Below are 20,274 nucleotides of genomic sequence, written 5' to 3'. Positions count from 1 at the left end.
CTTGAGCCAAGCCCACGATTTCGACAGTACGGATGTGCGATACGACCATGGTCCAAGGGCCGGTGTTCTGTTAAGCCTCGGTAATCTATCCCGGGTTTAATCTCTGCCACTTGTTTGTTTACGACAACAATCCGTTAAGAGAAATATGAGAACGTTTCAAAGGACGTGGGGAATGGATCAAGACTCGATCAAAAAAAAGCTCCTCATTATCAAATCCAAGCCCGGAGGCCTGGGAACCGTCGAAGGTTTTTTGAAGAACCGCGACTGGACCATCAAGTCAACGACGAACCTAAAAGAAGCTCTGATTTTTCTGGTTCAGGAGCAGCCTCAGTTCGTGATGGTCAGCATTGATCATCCCAATCGCAAAGTGCGAAATCTGCCGAAAATTCTGGCGCAGGCTTTTCCCTGCTGCGTGATTGTTTTCGCCGAAGAAAACTCGGCCGCCAGCTTCAATCTGCTGAACACCAGTAACAGCGAATACCTTTTGTATCCCCCGGTGACCGGTCCCGCAGTGGAAAGAACCGTTAACAAATTCTATAAAGACCAGCAATCCAAAGGCGTCACCAATCCGTTTCAGCGCAATGGCACCGGCACTGCCGAAGACGGCAGTGTGATCGCCATCAAAGGCGAAGGCGGATCCTCGGGAGCACAAAGCGCCCAAAGCATTCTGCAACAGCTGCTTGCCGGTGATGACGGAGGCAATCAGTTTGCCGGAATGGGTGCTGCGGGTAACAACGCCACTGCCACCGGCAATCCCCTGCAATCCAATATCGGCTATATGCCGGGCACAAATTCAGAACTGAATCTGGGGCTGATGCAGCCCTCAGCTCAGAACAACGGCCTTGGTCCCAACTGGGCACAACAAGGTCCCGGTGCAGGCAGCAGCATGGGAAATGGCGCAGATGAAAGTGATGAAACTCTTAATGCGATGCTGATGCGCCAGAATGCAGGCAACAAAGCCGGTTCAGGCTGGGCACCGATGCCCAGCAAAGTGCGCCGCAAAGACCGTCCGACGCCAGAGCAAATTGAAAACAATCCCCTGGCATCGAAACAGGATTCAATCATCCTGCGCGGAACCAAAGACGCTTTGGAAAAATCCTGCATTCAAACCAACTTTGCAGAATCCGAGGCCATCGAAGATTCCACCAACATTTCCTGCATCGTGATCGAGTCCACCCGTTTTTCCGGTTATTTGATCACGGCCATGGGGAAAGACCGCAAGCTGGATGATATTTTCCTGGGGAAGGTGCGCGAACGTCTGTTCCGATTCCTTAAGGACGCTGGTGAAAACATTGAAGACAGCGAATCCATGCAGCTGAAAATCAAAGAGGTGCCGTTCGAGGACTGGGCCCTGGAGCAAGCCGAATTCCTGCGTAAATCCGTGCACGACGGCAACGAGGTCGCCATGGCCTTCTTCCCTCGCCACGATGTAAAAACCACTTTTGGAGAATCCGCCGACGAAGAAATGGCCAGCATCCATTTGAACGAGCTGGCTGGTGACGTGGCCGTGGAATTCAACGTTTATATTTACCTTCCCAAGAACAATAAATACGTCCTTTACACTCCCCGGGGATCCAAATTCTTTAATGTGCAAAAGCAGCGCCTGCAGAATCAAGGCGTGTCCAACCTGCATATTTTGAAGGCCGAAATCCAGGATCTGGATAAATACCGCGCCCAAAACTTCCTGAACGACAAAATCCAGGATTTTGAGACAAAACAAAAAGACAAAGTCGTTGCCTAACGACGTCGTTCCGGCGTTTTTCGTTGACCCCAAGCCTGCACAGGGATTAGCTCATAGGCACTATGGAAATGAGCACCGAACGCCCTATGAGAAAGACTTTGCAGCAGGACAACGGCATCTATCTTGATTACAACGCCACCACTCCGGTGGACCCGCGTGTTTACTCCACGATGGAACCCTACTTCAAAGAACTCTATGGCAATCCTGCCAGCGCCGGTCATCACTGGGGCTGGATCGCGGAAAATGCTATTTCCAAAGCCCGCACCCAAGTGGCTAACTTTATCGGCTGCAAGGGCATGGAAGTCACCTTTACCGGAGGCGCCACCGAATCCAACAACTGGGTGATCTTCGGCCTGATTTCCAAACTGCGTGAAGAAAATCCCGAAGGCCCGATTCATTTTATCACCAGCAATGTCGAACACAGCTCGATCATGAAGGGCATGGCCGCCGCTCAGAAAATGGGCGTGGAAGTAGACTTCCTGCCGGTGAATAAATTCGGCGTGGTTGAACTTGAAGCCGTGAAAGCCGCGATCAAGCCACACACCAAACTGATGAGCTTTATCTGGGTGAACAACGAAATCGGATCCATCAATCCGATTCCGGAAATCGCCGCCGTTTGCAAAGAAAACAAAATTTATCTGCACACCGACGCCACTCAGGCGGTCGGCAAAATCCCGGTGAATGTGACCGAAATGGGCATCGATCTGATGTCTTTCTCGGGTCACAAAATCTATGGCCCGAAGGGTGTGGGCGCTCTTTACATCCGCGGGAAAGATCCGAAGGTTCAGTTGAATCCACTTATCTACGGTGGCGGTCAGGAACGCGGCCTTCGCTCTGGAACTGTGAATGTTCCGGCGGTTGTTGGCTTCGGCACGGCTTGCGAACTTTGCCAGCAGAATTTTGCCGCAGAAGTGCAGCACATGAAAGACCTGCGTGATTTCCTGTGGTCTGAACTTCAGCAAAACATCCCGGGCGTGAAACTGAACGGTCACCCGACGGACAGATCTCCGGCGAATTTGAATATCACTCTGCCTGAAACCAAAACCGAACAAATCCTGCCTCGTTTGCAGAAACTGGGTGTCAGTACCGGCTCGGCCTGTGGTACTGGCGCCATGGTGGTCAGCCACGTTCTGAAGGGCCTGGGACTGAGCACCGATGAGGTTCAGTGCTCTTTGCGCCTAAGCCTGGGCCGTTGGACAACTCAGGACGAATTAAGCCGTGCGGCTCAGATCCTTAAGCAGGCTATGCAAAAATAGTTAATAAATACCAATAGTTAAACAATCTCCCCGGAGGGTCTATCCGGGGCTCCACAGCCCTTGACAGCTGTGTTATACTGGCTTCGATGTTAAAGGAGCTTTCTATGATCATTATTTCACCTGAAGCAGCAACTAAACTGGCTTCCCTTAAAAAAGATGAAGGAAAAGACGATGCGGCTTTTCTGCGTGTCGAGGTGAAAAAAGGCGGCTGTTCAGGCCTGTCTTACAAAATGGATTTCGATACCGTGACTCGCGACGGAGACAAGTTCTTTGAATCCCAAGGCCAGAAAGTGGCGGTGGATTCTCAAAGCATGCTTTATCTATTGGGCATGACGCTGGAATATTCCGGCGGCTTGAACGGCAAAGGGTTTGTGTTCAACAACCCGAACGCCAACAAACACTGCGGCTGCGGATCCAGCTTCAACGTTTAAACTTTTCCAAGAACAAGATGTTTCAAGGGAGTCTCGGCGAGACTCCCTTTTTCTTTTCCGTGCACAAGCGCATACAATTTCGCCGCGATGGCCTCCAGCTGCAAAGCCTGATTCTGCATGGCTTGAGCCGACGCAGACACCTCCTCACTGGCAGCGGCATTCTGCTGGGTGGAGGAATCCATCTGATTCATCGCCACACTCATCTGCGAAATCCCGTGGGACTGCTCCTGGGTGGCCACCGCCACTTCCGCATTCAAGTCCGTCACTTTCTGAATCGAGTTCACGATGTTGCGCAAGGCCTCGCCCCCACGATCAGCAATGCTGACACCCTTATCAATCGTGATCTGCGACTCTTTGATCATGGCGTGAATGTCCTTGGCAGAAGACGCCGATCTTTGCGCCAGGCTGCGAACGGCTTCGGCAACCACGGCAAAACCTTTTCCCTGTTCACCTGCGCGGGCGGCTTCCACCGCAGCATTCAATGCCAGCAGATTTGTCTGGAAGGACAGATCATCAATCACCGCCACCGCTTCCGCCATCTTGCGGGCTTTTTCTGAAACCTCTTTCATCGATTCGATCAAGGCACCAATTTCTTTTTCACCGACCACGGCATACTGACGGGATTCCTGCGCCAGGGTTGCCGCCTGACGACCATTGTCTGCACCGACCTTCACCATAGAGGTCAGTTCTTCCATCGTCGCCACGGTTTCTTCAATCGCACTGGCTGATTCGGTGGAACTGCCAGCCACCTGTAAAGACGCCGCGGCCAGTTGTTCAGAACCTGCCGAAACATCTTTCGACGACAGATGCAAAGCTTGCACGGACTGATCCATCAGGCGCACCACCCGGCGGATCTGTATTGCTCCCAAAGCCAGAACTGACACACCCACCAGCAGACCCACTATGGACACCAGGGCTTCAACCCGGCTGACTTCGATTTGTTCCTGCTGAGTTTCTTTTTCCATCTTCACCATACGCTCTTCGGTAATGGCCTGATTCACGCCATCGATCAGCTCCAAAGATTCTTTCAGATCCTTGCGCACATAAGCTTTGATCTCGGGTTCTGGAGTTTGATTTTGCAAAGCCGTGGTGATCCAGCTGATATTTTCCTTCAGCACGGGCCAGCGGTTTTTCACCTGTTCAAATTCTTTGGCATGTTCCGCCGACTGGGGCAGCTGCAGATACTTTTGCAAGGCCTGCTCGAAGTTGTGCTGGGCGCGATTTAAGCGCTCTATCGCGCGCTGCTGTTCAGTGGCATCTTCAGACCCCAGGGCCATCCATACAAAGCGCGAAATATCATTGGTTGCCGCATCCATCTGACCTGAATAGTGCACCAGCGGTGTGCGCACCGTGGTCGCCTTGGAAAGGCGACTTGCCAGCTCTGATATATAGTAATTCGAACCGGCGATACTGACAGTCAAAGCCAGCAATGGCACCACCAACAGAGCAAAGAGCTTTCCACTTAATCCTTTAAACCAACTGAGATTCATAACTTCCTCCGGCGTAATAACAAACTAAACCTGCCGCACCGTTAGAATGCCCAAGGACTATGACCGGAATGTGGAAGCGTATTTTTATTTTTGAATTGTCTTAAGCTGCAACGGATTCGCTTAAAAACTCACGTATGAGACGCGAAATTTCTTCGGGCTGCGTTTTAATCGCCAGGTGACCTGCACCCGTCAAAATCACGACATCCTCGCAACCGATGTGATTGGCAAAATGACGATAGGCCGCCTGATCAAAAAGCAGATCCTTTTCATCAAAGATCAACCGACATTCACCACGGTACGAATACAAACGCGTGTGCCAGTAAGCCCAGTCTTCAGAACGCAGGATCCAGGCAAAGTGATGAATCATGTGCGCGACAAACTGCAGTTTGCGGCCTTTCAGTGTTTCCACTGACACGTTTCCTTCACTGCGTTCATCGCGGAAGATCTGCGCTGAACGCTTCAGGAAAGCCCTGCCCATCGGGGTTGAAAGCATCACATAGACACTTTTCAAGTTGAGCGGAATGGCAAAGAAGAATTTCAGTTCTTTTGGCAGGAAGTGCCGAATGGGATCGGTCACCATTGGATTGATCAAAACAGTCTTTTCAACCAGATCCGGATGCTGGGTCGCCAGCCCCCAGGACAAAGCACCACCATAGCTTAAACCTGCAAGACGGACCTTTTCCCCCGGGAAGTTTTCACGGATGAACTTGGCGACCGCTTCGATTTGCACGGTGAAGAACAGCTTATCACTGCTCATATAGATGTGGCTAAGATTGGGAACAATCACACGGTAGTGAGCCGACAGAGTATCCGCGATGGATTCCCAATGGTGAACACTTCCTCCATAACCATGAAGAAGTATCAGCAGTGGCCCTTGTCCCCGTTCCCGGTAAGTGATCTTGTGTGACATCCGTGAAACTTATCGGTAAAGATCTGTTTACAGGAAACTGCCCACAGGTCCAGACCGCTCGGATTATTTGTTATCCTTACGGTCCTGCTTTGGCTGCTGCTGTTGAGCTTGCGGATTCTGATTTTGCGGTTTGTTTTGATTCTGACCGCGATTTTGATTCTGATTTTGATTGCGGTTTTGCTGACCGCCGCCTTGAGCCTGCTTTTGATTTTGCTGCTGCTTAGGCTGACCTTGCTTCTGCTGACCCTGTTTTTGCTGGTTTTGCTTCTGCTGGCCCTGCTGTTGGCGATTGCCGCCGCCACCACCCTGTTGTTTTTGCTGCTGTTGGCGGTTCTGCTGCTGGCGCTGTTGCTGTTTTTGTTGCGGCTGTTGCTGTTTTGGCTGGGATTGCGGCTGAGCTTGATTCCCGGCTTCTGCAGAAACTTCCTCAGTGGAAGCCTCAAGGGCCTCACCGCCACGATCCGCCTGCTGATGCTGTGGACGGTCTTCCGGCTTTTCCGACAAAAGCATGGTGTCGTTCACGGCTTTGGATTCGATCTGTTTGTTGGCGCGGAAGCCTCTGATTTTCTTGGTCTTGTTTTCGCTGTTTTGAACCTGTTCAGTCAGGTCCACTGTCACATCCCCATAACAACGAACCTGGCAACTTAAGCGACGACCATCGATGAAATGGCTGGTCCCGATAAGGTTCAGCTCGGCTTTCGTCGGGGGAAGGATGTTCGAATCCCCTTCAGAGATGCGCACACGGCACTCCGCACAGGAAGGAACACCCTTGCAGATGGATCGGATTTCCAGTTTGTTCTCCGTTGCAATCTGCAAAAGGCTCTTGTCAGGAGTGCCCTCAACTTCGATATTCTGCGGAAGAAATTTGATTTTCATAACTCGGATCCCCGATCAATTCTGACTACTTAACAACAATCTTAACGAATTTCTTTTTACCGGCTTTCAGCACGAAGCTTGCGCCGGATTTCAGGTCGATTTTCAAACGAGGGTCCGAAACCTTCTCGCCATCAATCTGCACCCCACCACCCTGGATCAAACGGCCGGCTTCACTGTTGGAAGCCGCCAGCTGAGCTTTCACCATCAACGCCGCCAGACCCACTTGGTCTTCAGCAGTGACTTCAAAGTCAGGCACTTCATCCGGCAGGCCTTTTTCCACGAAGATGCGGTTGAACTCGTCTTCCGCCGCTTGCGCTTCAGCCTGGGAATGGAAACGTTTGATAAGGAATTTTGCAAGTTCCACTTTCACTGTGCGCGGGTGTTTGCGGCCTTCAGTCACATCCGCACGCAGCTGATTCAAACCAGCAGCACCAACATCCGTCAAAAGCTCGTACCAGCGGTACATCAGCTCGTCGGAAATTCGCATGGTTTTTCCGAACATGTCTTTCGGTGTATCCACGACAGAAATATAGTTATCCAAAGATTTGGACATCTTGTTCACGCCATCGATACCTTCAAGAATCGGCATGGTCAGCACGCACTGTGCTTCCATTCCGTAAGCGGCCTGCATCGCACGACCCACCAGAAGGTTGAACTTCTGATCCGTACCACCCAACTCGACGTCGGTTTTCAAAGCCACGGAATCGTAACCTTGAGTCAGCGGATAAATGAACTCGTGAATGCCGATCGGAGTGCCCGATCGGTAGCGTTTGGTGAAATCCTCGCGTTCAAGCAACTGAGCCACGGTGTATTTGGAAGTCATGGTGATGAATTCCGCCGGAGTCATTTTCATGATCCAGCTGGAGTTGTACACGATCTCGGTTTTATCCGGATCCAGGATCTTAAAGATTTGCTTTGCGTAAGAGCGGCCGTTTTCTTCGATCTCTTCGCGAGTCAGCATCGGACGCGTGCTGTTTTTACCGGATGGATCCCCGATCATCGCCGTGAAATCCCCGATCAGGAAGGACACTTTGTGCCCCAGATCCTGGAAGGTTTTCAGTTTGTTGATCACAACGGTGTGACCCAAGTGAATGTCCGGACGTGTTGGATCTGCACCCAGTTTGATATTCAAAGGTTTCTTCGTCTCGATCGAGCGCTTAAGTTTTTTAAGCATGTCCTCGTCGTTGATGAAGTCGGCGGTGCCGAATTTGATTCTTTCCAGCTGCTCCTGCGGGCTCATCATCTTGCATGCTCCACAGAACGGGTTTCACGAACCACTGTGACTTTCACCTGACCGGCCTGAGGCATCTCGCGTTCGATCTTACGAGCGATATCACGGGACAACATCACCGCCTGATCATCCGTCACACGGCTGGATTCAACCAACACACGGATGTCTTTACCTGCTTGCAGCGCCAATGTTTTCAAAACACCGTCGAAGCTATTGCCGATGCTTTCCAGGTCTTCCAGACGATGGATGAATGTATCCATCTGCGGACGACGTGCGCCCGGACGGGAGCTGGAAAGAGTGTAAGCCGCATGAACAATCCAAGCCAGGATAGAGTGAGGTTTTTCCTCTTCATCATGAGCGCGGATCGCGTGGCAAACGTCTTCGGATTCATTGTATTTCTTAGCGGCTTCAGCACCCACGAAAGCATAGCTGCCTTCCACGGTGTGATCGATCGCTTTACCGATATTGTGCAAAAGCCCCGCTCGTCTTGCCAGCTTCACACTGACACCCAGTTCAGCCGCCAGAAGACCGGCGATCGTCGCCACTTCCAATGACTGATTCAAGGCATTTTGCCCCTGGTAAGAGCGGTATTTCAAACCACCGATGATTTTCACCAGTTCAGGGTGCATGTTCGGAATGCCCAGCTCCATCACGTGGCGCTCGCCTTCCTCTTTCATGGACTTCATCAGTTCGTTGCGCTGTTTTTCAGCGACTTCTTCAATACGTGCCGGGTGAACACGACCGTCTTCCATCAGTTTTTCGATGGTACGACGAGCCAGCTCACGGCGAACCGGATCGAAACCGGAGATAACCACCGCCTCTGGAGTGTCATCAACGATCAGATCCACACCGCAGTGTGCTTCCAGCGTGCGGATGTTACGGCCTTCACGGCCGATGATTTTACCCTTCATCTCGTCGTTTGGCAGAGCCAGAACGCTGACAGTTCTTTCAGAAGTGTACTCGGAAGCAAAACGGGACAAAGCTGTTGCCAGAATGCGCTTGGCTTTTTTCTCGGATTCTTTGTTTGCCTCTTCTTCGATCTGAGCGATCTTTTTCGCTGCTTCCTGTTTCGCTTCGTCTTCCAAAGCGGTCAGCAACTGGCGGCGTGCTTCGTCCTGGCTCATTGCTGCCACGGCCTCAAGCTTCTGTTTCAGCTCACCGATGTGAGTCTCGCCTTTTTTCTCAAGATCCTTGATGCGGTTTTCAGAGATCGCGATTTTTTCTTCGCGGTCTTTCAAAGAGTTCAGATAACGCTCGTTTTCTTCCATCTTTTGTTTGAACTGGTCTTCGACCTCTTTCAAACGGCGCTCAAGCTGGGATTCTTTGTTTTTCACTGTGGATTTTTGCTTGTGAATGTCCTGCTCGACGTTTTTGCGGGCGCGGGCTTCGAAATCCTTGGCTTTGTTTTCAGATTCCTTCTTCAGCTTGGCAGCTTCAGAGTTGGCTTTGTTGACAATGCGTTCTGCTTCAAAACGTGCGGATTTCTTTTTGTTGTTGTCCTGCAGACGTTTGATAACGAAGACGACTGTTCCGCCGATGAGCAGGCCGATAATGGCGCTGATTACGATCTCCATGATTCATTTACTCCTGATGCTTCTTGCAATCGACCAGTCCTGATTCTGTGATGAGGAAATCCATTTTCACATCATGAGGCTCGGTGGGAAGCGGATCGGCAGTGATCTGAAAATCAAAGCCAATTCCGACTTTCACCCCCGGGAAGGACTCTAAGGTTTTATCGTAAAACCCTTTTCCTTTACCGAGGCGATTGCCATTCTTATTAAAAACCAAACCGGGAACCAGCAGACCGGACATTTCGGCCAGGGATCTTTGGAAAGAGCCGGGTTTTGGTTCCCGCACTCCGTAGGGCCCGAGATCAAAATCCCGGGTCTCATAGAATTCCAAAAGACCCTCGCGCATTTTGGGGAAGGCCCATGTCAGGTGAAGGATGTGAAACACCTCTTCGACCTGCGCCTCTTCGGGCAGGGCCCGGTAGGCTCCCCAAACCCCCGTCTGTGACTTCATAAAATCACGCAGATGGGCGTCGAGCTGCTGTTGTTGTTGAACTAGACCTTGTGCAAACTCTTGGGCACAAAGAGATTTAAAGAAGGACCGGCAGTCCTTTTTAGAGCTCCAGGAAACTGGCATGGACACTCCAAGAAATCAAAACAAAGTCAGTTGTTCAAAACCTTGTTGTTCTTGGAATTTTCCAGATCCATTGAAAGCTGCAATGCCTTTTCTTCAAGTTTTTCCAACTCGCGGTGGGCTTTGCGTTTCAATAGAATAAGTTCTTCGGCAAGATTCATCGCCGTGAGTACGGCCGCATTCTGATAAGAGCCATTCTTGGTGACAGCCATGGCTTGATTCATTCTGGAATTTACAAATTCGATGAGCTCCTCAACGGTCGCATCATCGTGAGAGGTTTTTAATTTGTAAGGGACACCCGCAATTAGGAAATTGTAGGTTTTTTTCTCAGATGTCACTAGCACCTCAACAGCTGCAGAATCTATGGGTCTAGATGTCTTGGGACCTTTAAGTCCTCAGAACTTTTTCGACCTCGAATGCCTAAACCTTTTAAAACTCTAGAAAAATCCTAGATCAACACAAGGAAAAGTATATATCTAAAAGGTCGATATTCAACAGATTTATTTTTTAGAACAGGTGCATATAATGCCGAGATTCTTCTGGTTTTCGCAGTGTACGGAACGCTTGCCGTCACGGTCGGTCAGGTCGATCTCCTGAACGTCTTTAAAGTTCCGGCGATAGGTCGAGAACACGTTATTAAGCTTCGTGTCATTATAGGAGTATTCGTCTGATTTAATCACTCCATTGAGCAGGAAGTTGTTGATCGTGTCCTGGTTTGGATTCAGACGCTGATTGTTTGTCAGCTTGATATCGGTGATGACACCCTTTTCGTCGACTTGCTGCAAAATAAGTTCAGTTTCGACCTTCTTGGCCCCGGCAAACTTGGTTCGCAGGATCAGGTTCATCAGCTCTTTGTCAGCGTTCAGATAGTGGATCTTTCTTTGACGCAGCTGCGATTGGGAGGTCACGAACTTTTCGTCCATGATGTCCTTCAGCCGGTTGAGGTCGACCTTGAATGACAGCTTTTCATCTTGAAGCTCGGGGAAGCAACGCATGAGGTTTTCATACGAAACAGAGACTGGTTTTATGCCTTGAGCCCCCGCAAAGTGAGGCCCAAAAACAAACAATAAACTTACAACAATTTTATGCATTCCCTTTTCCCATTACATGGGAGTGCAGCTTGATGCGGCAGAACGGTCGCAACCTTCCTGATCATCACTCGTGCAATACGCACGGGATTCAGTTTCCCATGTACGTGCCGATGCGCAATCCCCTTCACCTAGGTTAGTGAAAAGGCCATCCACGTTCAATGAAAAACCCAAAGTACTGCCGGATTTGGAGTAGTTTCCGACTTCAATTGAGACGTTTTTGATTGTTTTCCCATTAGCATCTTTGCCTTCGACACTGAGGCGATACGCACCCGGAAAAACAGACACGAAGGTCGAGTCTTTCAAAGGCACGGCAACCAAGTAAGGAGGATGTTTCATTTTCAATGTGTCTGTAGGCGATGTAACCCATAACTGAGTAAAAGACCCATCCTTATCCCTAGGGCCAACACCAAAATCAAAAAGAACTTTCAGGTCAGAAGGACGCTTTGCTGAATTCCAAACATCACAGAGGGCTTTCCCCTGCTCTGCAGTCGCTGGGGGATTATAAGGGAGCTTAACCGAGGAACATGCTTCATAGGTGAATCGCTGTACAAAATCTCGCTCCCACAAACCCGCAAGGTACAAATCACCGAAGTTGTCCTTATCCAGAAAGAAGAAGTGACGCTTCATGTAGTACATCGTCATATAGATCTTTTGCTGCTCTACAAGTCGACCCATATCACGGTAGACGCGAACATTTTGATTTTGCATATTTGCGGGAATATCAATGCGTTCCAACTGCAAAGTCGTGGTCGACCCCTCTCTCACTTGAACCAAATCAGGATTGATCGAGTTTTCGAATCCAACAATGTACATTCCAGCCGGAACCGCTGTCGGTTTATTTAAATCAAAGAAAACCGGATTGTCACAACTGCCGCGCTTGGAGACGTCACAACGAACGGCCTTCACTTTACGGAAGCCTTGATTTTCACCACCTGCTCCGTTGACCGCAAGTGATCCCATGGCCTGCGCCCAGGCGGAACCGGCAAACAATATAACAGACATCACTGTCCATATTTGCTTTTTCATACTCATGGCTCCTTTAGAATAGTTCATTACCGTGTCTCACTGATTTCATTGTTTTCGCCACTCGCAAATCTTGACCATAGATATCGTTTACAAATCGAACCGCACCATCTTGAGATCGCGCCACGGTCAAGTAAATCAAATAAACTGGTACTGGTGTTTTCAAATGAATACGTTTTTCCCACAATTCCTTAGGCACTTCGTCATTAGAACCTCTCGGCGGCACCAGACTCTCTAAATCATCCGCCGACCAATGGAGCTGCTGTTGATTGGACTTCAATGCCACATTGTCACGCAAAATATATTCAGCAAATTTGAACGGATCTTCCAGTCGCACACAACCGGAACTCAGATGACGAGCGTCCTTCTTAAACAGATCTGGATCACTGGTGTGATGCAAATATATAGACCATTCATTGGGCAACGGAAACTTAATTGAGCCCAAAGCATTTTTTCTCCATGGATCTTGCCTCAATAAATACGGAAAATTGCTTCGAGACAGACCCTTTAGCAAAGAAGCCGTCGCGTCCACAACCTCGCCGTTACTTTTCTTTACGAGTTTCATGTGTTGATCCTCGAGGTACTTTACACCGGCCTCACCCTGTCGCAAGATATGGAGTTTATCTTTGAAAACAATCGAATCTGGAGCCGTCCATGTCGGATTCAACTCAACAAAACTAAGCATATTTCTTAATACCGGCGTCCTGCGGTACCCCTCGCCATTGATCGTGCGGAAGCTCATGACCTCTCTGCCGCCGTCAAACAGTTGAAACTCTGTAGTCGATAGGTTAACAAACACGTGCCTAGGTTCCATGTTTTTAGGCAACCACCGAAGCTTTTCCATATTCACTTCAATCTGAAAAGCACGGTCGGCCGCTGTCACATTCAGAAAGCTTAGAACCTGCTCGCCAATAATACCGTCAGCATCCAAACCATTTAACCCCTGAACCTGGCGGATAAGACTTTCAAGACCAGAGTCATACTTTCTTTGACTGTCCGCAGTTGCAGCCGGGACTGAATACCCGAGGCTCTGCAAACGAATACGAATTGCTGGTACTGCAGGGTCGTCATCACCGAGACGAAGAGACTTCTTTGACAAACTTATTTGCGACCAGCCATTTTTCCCTTGAATATCACGGAAGTAAGCCAATAAATTTTTCAGGTCCACGTAACGGGTATGGACAGGTGCAAACTTGTCAAGACCTGCAACAAGAGCTTTAACATCAGGCCGTCCTTCAACACTTGAAATGACCTGACTAAGCTCTGCGTACTCCGTAAATTTTTTCTTTGGAAGTTTGATGTCAGTATCAATCTCCATCGGATCAAAGCGGCCCGTGGACAGATGAGTTACATAACGGATAACAGCCTCGGAAACTGCCAACTCAAATGTGGGACCGAATTTACCATCCGTATTGGATACGTAAATACTTTCAATCATCTTATCCCAATAGTCATCGGGATTAAGACCATTCAAAATTGCTCCCTGCTTAAGGGCATCCTTCACTGCCGCTGCCATTGCATTCGGTCGACCTTTTGCGTCGACCCAAATCGCAGAAAAACCACGTTTTTCATATAAAGCACTCAATGTATTTTTATGAAGATAAAAGTTAGAACCCCGAACAAACATAAACGGGATGTCCTTGGTATCTTCTCTATTTAGGTAGTAATTGATCTGAGACTCCAAAGCCGCAGTAGCGAACTGAGGCGCCAGCGTCATCATGGACATACCAATCAGGAAAGTCTTCTTAACCAAGCTCTTCATAGACATAAAAACCTCTTCAGGTCTTTTATATCCAAATAAAGTGCCAGCCGTAGGGGGTCTATACTTGCGTACGGGAAATGTTTACTAGACAGGGGCCCCAATTTGTCACCCGTCTCAAAGTGAGGCGCTACTCCACCTCTGGCAAATCAGGCAATGGAAACGGTAAAATGAAACCGCCACCTTCAGAAGAAGGTTCTGCGGCTTCAGATGGTGGCGGTGGCGGCATCGGCACCGCCACAGGCTCCTCCACTTCTTCGCCAGAGGGATCTACCCATCTTTCCATCTCCGCTTCCTCACGCTCAACCCACTGGGCATTGTCTAACTCATCAGTGGGGGTGATCATATTCTCTGGCTTCAACTGCAGCCCAAGACGCCACCTAAGAGGCTCTGTTCTGTCAGTTCCGTCAGGGTCCTTCTCAACTCTGAACTTGTCATAGCTATAGTATTCTTTCCCCGACATAAAGATACCCACTGTCAAAAACAGAATATCATAGTGAGTATTATCGTGTTCAAGCCCCACCTGTCGGACGAATCGGCGATAACTTCCAGCATGCTGTCCATTTCTAAAATAAATCAGCTCATATTTGGATTCTTTTACTCCACCTTCGCGCATTGCCCTGTCCGAAGTGCCAAAATAGCTATCAGAATCATAGACACAAGCACCTTTTTTAATCTGACCACTAGGGCAAATACGCTTTTCAAAGTTCATAACATTATCGGCTGACCAGGCAATCCTCATCAAAAGAGAAGGAGCAACCCAGATACCAGAATTATCAATATTCCATAAGGTCGATGGCAATTCGGACCGGTGACTCAAATAACCAAGAAGTTGAGACTCTGCGAAAAGAACTCGAAACTGTCGAATCAATTCCAGTTGATATAGTTCTTTTGCCGCAGATACAGACCATTTTCTTTCACAGCGCAAATCCTTCAGGATCTTCACAGTTCCTGCGACGTCTTCAACCCGGCCCAACTGAACTTCTTGAACCAGGAAAATTTCAAAGAAGTCACAGTTTAGTGAAGACCGGTTCACTTCTGATGTTGCAGTAGCGACACCAACTCGGGACCCTAACTTGACTGTCTCCGCAATTAATGTGGAGTAGTGACCAGAAATCAGCTCACCAACCCGACTGAGTTCAACTTGAATTTTCTGCGCTGCCAGCATCTGATTCTGCATAACCAAGGCTTTTTTGTGTTTTACATAAAACAGATCGTTAAAATACTGCTCTGAAGCAGATCCTAAATTATACGGATCCACTCCTCTTTCAAAAAGCAGATTTGCAGCTTCCACGTTGTCAGCTGCTAGCGCCTCACTCATCGGAGTTACACTATGCCCAGCAAAGAAATATTCGTAAGGCTGAAGAGCATCAATTGCATCTCTCAAAATATTTAGATCACGCGACTTGGCGGCAGCAAGCACATTCTTTTGTTGATTCGTTGCCACAACTTCTTTCTTCAGAGGCACCTTGACCACAGCCTCAATCTGCAAATTGTCTTTTGCAAAAGAGCATGCTTGAAGGAAAGCAAATAGAAGAGGCAAAAAATACTTCATCATTTAAAGTCTCTCCTTTCTGGAGTCCTGCATAAGTCGGAGCGAAATTTCTCATAATCTTCTTTTTTTGGTAAACTAGGCGAAAGATAAATATCGCTTTTCCCTTTATAAAGGGTCATGAAATCTGTTTCACTTATCATGGCATTTGGAAATACAAAATAATAGAGGGACCACAAGTTGCGTAGGTTCACATAACTCTCTGAACAATACTTTTGTTCCTCATTGCATTTTACATCAGTTCCCTCAGACTCATCCGCAAAGAAGTAAGGATACGACACCCCATAAGCTCCATTACGTGTAATCATCCGAGCAAGCTTTATCCACTCATCCAAAAGGCCTACATCAGATAAACACACCTTTTTAAGCATGAGCAAACTTACTGGACTCACCGAAACCTGGCTTGATTTAAGCCCAAGATGATCTGAGTGCCACCCTCCGGCCGGCAGCGTAATACTCAGTCTCGCTTCCTGCTTTAAATTTACTAGATACTTTAGAAATGCAATGGACTTGAAACTTGACTGAAACTGGTACAAGAATTCATAGCCAACCCAGCTCGATACCATATCAGTTGAAAAACGCTCCACAAAAGCCGAACAGGAAGTTTCACTAAGAAGACTGGAAAACACTTCCTGAGGCTTGAGTCCTTCGAAGACCTCATAGTAAAGACCTGGCCCAATTGGATCAGAACGCAGGTACTGACGTTGTAAAAGGAAATCCGCGAACAATTCACAACCTCTGGCACCTAGCCGATACTCAATAATACGATCCTTAAACTCTTCCATTGAAGTATTGGGAGAAATTCCTTCATATGTCTTCTTTGGATAAGCTCTAAGAATGTCCGTAAAACTATCCGTTTGCGCCGAAACAATCAGCTGATTCAAAGGGCCGTCGTAGCTCAGCTTCTCCCGGCTTTCCTGATTCAGCACGAACGGACTTTGCCCGCTGATCAGCAGGAATTGCGCGACTTTCTGTTTTCCGTGTTTGATCGCCAGATCCAGGGCACTGACTGCACCACCGCGGGACAGGGCTGCCAGCTCGTCTTTACGCTGAACCAAGGCTTCGATGGCCTTTTCCTCGTCATCCCCGGCAATAACCTCGTCCAGGCTGGCCACGTGTTCAGGCTGGGCCTGTTCTTCGATCAGGGTGACTGGGGCGCCCTTGCCTCTTGCCGGGTCCTTTTTAAAAGAACACCCGCCCGTTGCGATGAGCAACAGGCAAAGCAATCCAGACATGGCAAAACGAAGTGACACTTCCATCATCTTCGATATTTGCAAGCCTTATACCCGTAATAGGGGCTTTTGGAAGGCCTTTGGCCGTCAAGACACTATCCAAAGAGACATTTAAGGGCGGTCACTTTGAAAGTGTCTCAAAATGAGAAAGAGCCCGGAACCGGGCCCTTTAAGAAGTTATCTCAGGGAATTCAGCAAGCGGATGATATCCACATCCGGTGGCTGAGCAATCCCAGCACCTGGTTTCGGTCCAGTCAGCTCGTCCAGTGAATAATCCATGCGGGCGTCATAACGACGCTCCCACTGATTGCGCAACCATCTTTCGCGGTCGTACCACAGACGCTTATTTTCATCATCCATGCACGTCGCCAGCTCTTGCGGGGTTTTTGCGCCCCAGCGAAGTTCCACACAATGGTACGGGTCAAAGCTGATGTCGAAGACACGCTGACGAGCTTCTTCCAGATTCAACGTCACAGAACCACCCGCCGAATTGCGATAGACGAACTGACAAGCGCGGGATTCCCGCTCGTAAGTCGCCAAAAGATCAAGGGCGATATTGGCGCCGCTATATACAATCGCCGGATCGCCTGAACGCTGACGCTGCACCAGCGTGCGCGACTGATTCAAGATATCCATAAAGCCCACTTTCAGACGGGCATCTCTGGACGGAGAAGCATAGTCTTCCCATTCTCCTGTCGTCCCAAAGATATTCGTCGGCAGACGCTCTGGATGCGGCTTGCGATCCACGCCGGCTTTCACCGCCATATCCACCGCCACCACGCGGTCCTTCAAGTTCACGCAGATATCTGCCACCATCGCGCGCATATCCTGAAGCGGATCAATTTTTAAATCACCACTGGCCATCGCGATACGAAGATAGTCATAGTACGGGTACTGCGCTCCACGATACAGGAACTTACCTTTGTTCCATTCCCCGGCTGGGTCCGGCGAATTGCCATAGAACTGCTCAACACTGAAATTGGCAAGCTGCGTATTCAAAGCCCCGACGATTTTACCACCATAGTATTCACCATTGGCTCTGCGGGTTGCCCCCTGCAATGCCAGCGGACGGAAGTTTTTAAATCCGGCACCATGACCCGGGAAACTGCGAGTGAATTTCGGCGTGTACATTCCCGAAGTCAGAGTGTTGTCCGGGTGAGAGTCGATATAGAAAATCCGTCCGTCATCAGAAACGCGATGGATGATCGCCACATGTCCCGCGGGATCATAGATCACCGTGCCCGGACGAATGCCTTCACGATTGAGCTTAACCGGATAGAAATCAGTAAAACGAGCGGCATCTTTGTCACCCATCATACGGAAGGTCGCCGAATAAGTCATATCCACAATAGTTCGGTTCAACAACTGAACGGCGTTGGGATTGCTGGTGCGACTTGGAATGATGTCATAGCGACCGCTGACGGCATTACCAAATTTAGAATAGCGAGGGTCTTTATTTTCAGATCCCGGCAGCGTATTCACACTGCTGACAAGAGACATGGGAAGCCCGTTTTTCCATGCAAAGTAAGAGCGCAGATAATACGGCAGATCCGCACAGTCCGCGAACAGGCGCAAATCCGCAGGATCTGTTCCCGCATAAGGATTGGCCGTACTACGCAGACACGCATCCACCGTCGCACACTCGCGATTTTCCACGGCATTGCCCAAACGGGTGATGAACTCTCCAAAACGCTGTTCATCGGCTGCTGTCCACGATGGCTTGGTAATACGCCATGCTTTGGAAGTCGTCTGAGCCTCCGCCAATCCTGGCAAAAGAATCAAACCCAGCAGCAAAAACTTTCTCATCTTCATGAAACCTCCATGTGCCCAAAAAGGGCTCCGTTGATAAACAGTTTGACGGCTGAAAACAATCCTTTCAAAAATACCGCAGGTCTGGAGGCTGTCACGCTTCTTGCTGAGAGGGTTTGAGTCAATGACATAAGTTTAATAGATATACGTTTCTGGAGGACGTTCATGACAAAGATTAATACGCGCCGACTCTGCTCTGCAGTTTTGAGTTTGTTGATTGCCAGCTCTCCTATGCTGGGTGTTGCACAGGAAATCACTTCCAGTGATGCCAATACAAGTGTTAATGCCGCGGCTGTGGGTTTATCCAAAGCCAGCCTGCAAGTGGGTGGCAGATACTTTATCTCAGCGGATGCGTTGAATGTTCGCAGCAGCAACTCGACCACGGCCTCCAACATTGTTGGTAAGTTGTCTATTAATGATGAAGTTGAAGTCTATGATCTGCTGAACGAAGCCACACCGCTGGTTCAGATCAAAATCATCAAGTCAGCGTCTGTGAAAGCGGATGCCGCTGCGGAACTGTTTGTTTCCAAAGACTATTTAAGTGCGAAACAACTGCAAACAGCAGCTTCCAAATACTTCGTGATCCAGAACGTGGCGACTGAAAAAACCCGCGTTTACGAGCGCTGCACAGAGTCCCCAAGCTGCGCCCACAAACTGGTGATGGAAACAGAAATGGTTGTTGGTCGTCCGGAAGAAGGCACCAAAACAGATCCTCACGCGTTCAAAACCTGGCTGGGCCATGCGCGTATTTCCGAATGGATCAAGTTCTATCAGGACGGTCAGGGGCATTACCCTCACTGGTATAAATCCGGTCAGGATCTGAAAACGATCCCGGGTCCGATTACAGATGGTATGTCCAAACTGGTCAGCTCCCGTAAATGGATGGTTGACGATGCTCAGGGTAATTCCACTATTTATGGTGCGTTCGGTTGGTATGCAGCCAAGATCACTCCGGCTGATGAAATCAACGGTATGAACTATCAGTGGATGCACGGAACTATGGGCTGGGGTAAAGACGGTGCTGCAGCGATTGAGCTGACTCGCGGCTTCTTCATGAACATGTTCTCCAATCCAGGTTCTGCGGGCTGTACCCGCCTGGAAAACCGTGCGATCGCTTACCTAAGATCCATCCTGGCTCCGGGCACTGACATCTATCGTGTTTACGCTCGTGAATCCACTCGTGAAGCGGAAGTGACAACAGGTATCTTCAAAAAGAAAACAACACCAATGCCACGTTATGCTCACAACTTTGAAAAACCGATGGTTTGGAACTACATCCTGCTGACTGATGGCGCTCAAAGAAGCGGTGGTTTGTCAGCTGACGCGAAAAACATCATCGACAAGGCTATTCCAGTTATTGATGGCCAAAACGTGATCGAACGCGGTACATATGATGTTGACCAATACCCAAATGCCAACGAGTTGAATTATGTTAAATCTGCGGCTTCCGGTAAATCCGGCGACCGTTACAAAATTGACTCTGGTTGGGAAAAAGATGCTGCGAAAACAAACTTCACTGGTTACTTCCTGGTGGACGAAGGTCGCTTCATCGATTACAAACATCCGGACAGAGCAGCCACTAAGGGCGTGATCCGCGTGAGTGGTCTGGCTGATTTCAGAGATTCTGTTCCTGAGTTCCTGGCAACTTCAGGCAAACACAATCCTCCGAAAATCAACTACAGAACTGAAAACGAAAACGATTCTACAAGAAGAGGCGGCAACTAAGCTCCT

17 protein-coding genes are annotated in these 20,274 nt (G+C 49.1%); 4 read left to right on the top strand and 13 right to left on the bottom strand.

Features of this window, described 5'->3' with window-relative positions; genetic code table 11:
* Positions 1–172 precede the first annotated feature (172 nt).
* From BDT_RS05930 to BDT_RS05920, 3 genes are all read left to right on the top strand, one after another.
* Positions 173–1,741 (top strand): hypothetical protein, encoded by a 1,569-nt coding sequence (locus BDT_RS05930; protein WP_015090338.1) that lies wholly within the window; start codon positions 173–175, stop codon positions 1,739–1,741.
* 86 nt (positions 1,742–1,827) lie between these two features.
* Positions 1,828–2,997 carry a cysteine desulfurase family protein gene (locus tag BDT_RS05925; protein ID WP_041577203.1) on the top strand — a complete coding sequence of 390 codons (1,170 nt, stop codon included), beginning with the start codon at positions 1,828–1,830 and terminating at the stop codon, positions 2,995–2,997.
* 104 nt (positions 2,998–3,101) lie between these two features.
* Entirely contained in the window at positions 3,102–3,428 is a 327-nt protein-coding gene (locus BDT_RS05920; RefSeq protein WP_015090336.1) for a HesB/IscA family protein, read from the top strand.
* Here the strand turns inward: BDT_RS05920 and BDT_RS05915 are convergent.
* The 13 genes from BDT_RS05915 to BDT_RS05855 all read right to left on the bottom strand — a co-directional run bounded on the left by BDT_RS05915 (position 3,425) and on the right by BDT_RS05855 (position 18,546).
* Entirely contained in the window at positions 3,425–4,918 is a 1,494-nt protein-coding gene (locus BDT_RS05915; RefSeq protein WP_015090335.1) for a methyl-accepting chemotaxis protein, read from the bottom strand. The genes BDT_RS05920 and BDT_RS05915 overlap by 4 nt on opposite strands.
* A gap of 100 nt (positions 4,919–5,018) precedes the next feature.
* Complete coding sequence (locus BDT_RS05910) at positions 5,019–5,828, bottom strand: alpha/beta fold hydrolase (RefSeq protein ID WP_015090334.1); 810 nt, start codon at positions 5,826–5,828, stop codon at positions 5,019–5,021.
* Positions 5,829–5,891: 63 nt separating this feature from the next.
* Positions 5,892–6,704, bottom strand: a complete 813-nt coding sequence (locus BDT_RS05905; RefSeq protein WP_015090333.1) for a 2Fe-2S iron-sulfur cluster-binding protein — start codon at positions 6,702–6,704, stop codon at positions 5,892–5,894.
* A gap of 25 nt (positions 6,705–6,729) precedes the next feature.
* The gene (tyrS, locus tag BDT_RS05900; protein WP_015090332.1) at positions 6,730–7,947 is read right to left on the bottom strand and encodes a tyrosine--tRNA ligase; all 1,218 of its coding nucleotides are present in this window, start codon (positions 7,945–7,947) and stop codon (positions 6,730–6,732) included.
* Entirely contained in the window at positions 7,944–9,509 is a 1,566-nt protein-coding gene (gene rny / locus BDT_RS05895) for a ribonuclease Y (protein ID WP_015090331.1), read from the bottom strand. The genes tyrS and rny overlap by 4 nt, the downstream gene beginning before the upstream one ends.
* Positions 9,510–9,516: 7 nt before the next feature.
* On the bottom strand, positions 9,517–10,080 hold the full coding sequence (locus BDT_RS05890; protein ID WP_235046278.1) for a 5-formyltetrahydrofolate cyclo-ligase: 564 nt from the start codon (positions 10,078–10,080) through the stop codon (positions 9,517–9,519).
* A gap of 26 nt (positions 10,081–10,106) precedes the next feature.
* Positions 10,107–10,415, bottom strand: coding sequence for a cell division protein ZapA (locus tag BDT_RS05885; protein ID WP_015090329.1), 309 nt, complete (start codon positions 10,413–10,415; stop codon positions 10,107–10,109).
* A gap of 162 nt (positions 10,416–10,577) precedes the next feature.
* Complete coding sequence (locus tag BDT_RS05880; RefSeq protein ID WP_235046277.1) at positions 10,578–11,000, bottom strand: hypothetical protein; 423 nt, start codon at positions 10,998–11,000, stop codon at positions 10,578–10,580.
* 180 nt (positions 11,001–11,180) lie between these two features.
* Positions 11,181–12,194, bottom strand: coding sequence for a hypothetical protein (locus BDT_RS05875; protein ID WP_235046276.1), 1,014 nt, complete (start codon positions 12,192–12,194; stop codon positions 11,181–11,183).
* Positions 12,195–12,207: 13 nt separating this feature from the next.
* On the bottom strand, positions 12,208–13,959 hold the full coding sequence (locus BDT_RS05870) for a L,D-transpeptidase family protein (protein ID WP_015090326.1): 1,752 nt from the start codon (positions 13,957–13,959) through the stop codon (positions 12,208–12,210).
* Between the two features lie 121 nt (positions 13,960–14,080).
* Positions 14,081–15,508, bottom strand: a complete 1,428-nt coding sequence (locus BDT_RS05865) for a hypothetical protein (RefSeq protein WP_015090325.1) — start codon at positions 15,506–15,508, stop codon at positions 14,081–14,083.
* Entirely contained in the window at positions 15,505–16,764 is a 1,260-nt protein-coding gene (locus BDT_RS05860) for a hypothetical protein (RefSeq protein WP_015090324.1), read from the bottom strand. Before BDT_RS05860 ends, BDT_RS05865 begins: the two co-directional genes overlap by 4 nt.
* Before the next feature lie 147 nt (positions 16,765–16,911).
* Positions 16,912–18,546: a hypothetical protein gene (locus BDT_RS05855; RefSeq protein ID WP_015090323.1), complete on the bottom strand. Its 1,635-nt coding sequence runs from the start codon at positions 18,544–18,546 to the stop codon at positions 16,912–16,914.
* Positions 18,547–18,708: 162 nt separating this feature from the next.
* On the opposite strand from BDT_RS05855, the gene BDT_RS05850 reads away from it, so the two are divergent.
* Positions 18,709–20,268, top strand: coding sequence for a hypothetical protein (locus BDT_RS05850; protein ID WP_041577198.1), 1,560 nt, complete (start codon positions 18,709–18,711; stop codon positions 20,266–20,268).
* The last annotated feature ends 6 nt before the right edge of the window (positions 20,269–20,274 follow it).

Source organism: Bdellovibrio bacteriovorus str. Tiberius (assembly GCF_000317895.1).
In the GTDB taxonomy this organism is placed as follows: domain Bacteria; phylum Bdellovibrionota; class Bdellovibrionia; order Bdellovibrionales; family Bdellovibrionaceae; genus Bdellovibrio; species Bdellovibrio bacteriovorus_F.
Note: the sequence above shows the minus strand (reverse complement) of the source record. Positions and strands in the feature narration are given on the sequence as shown.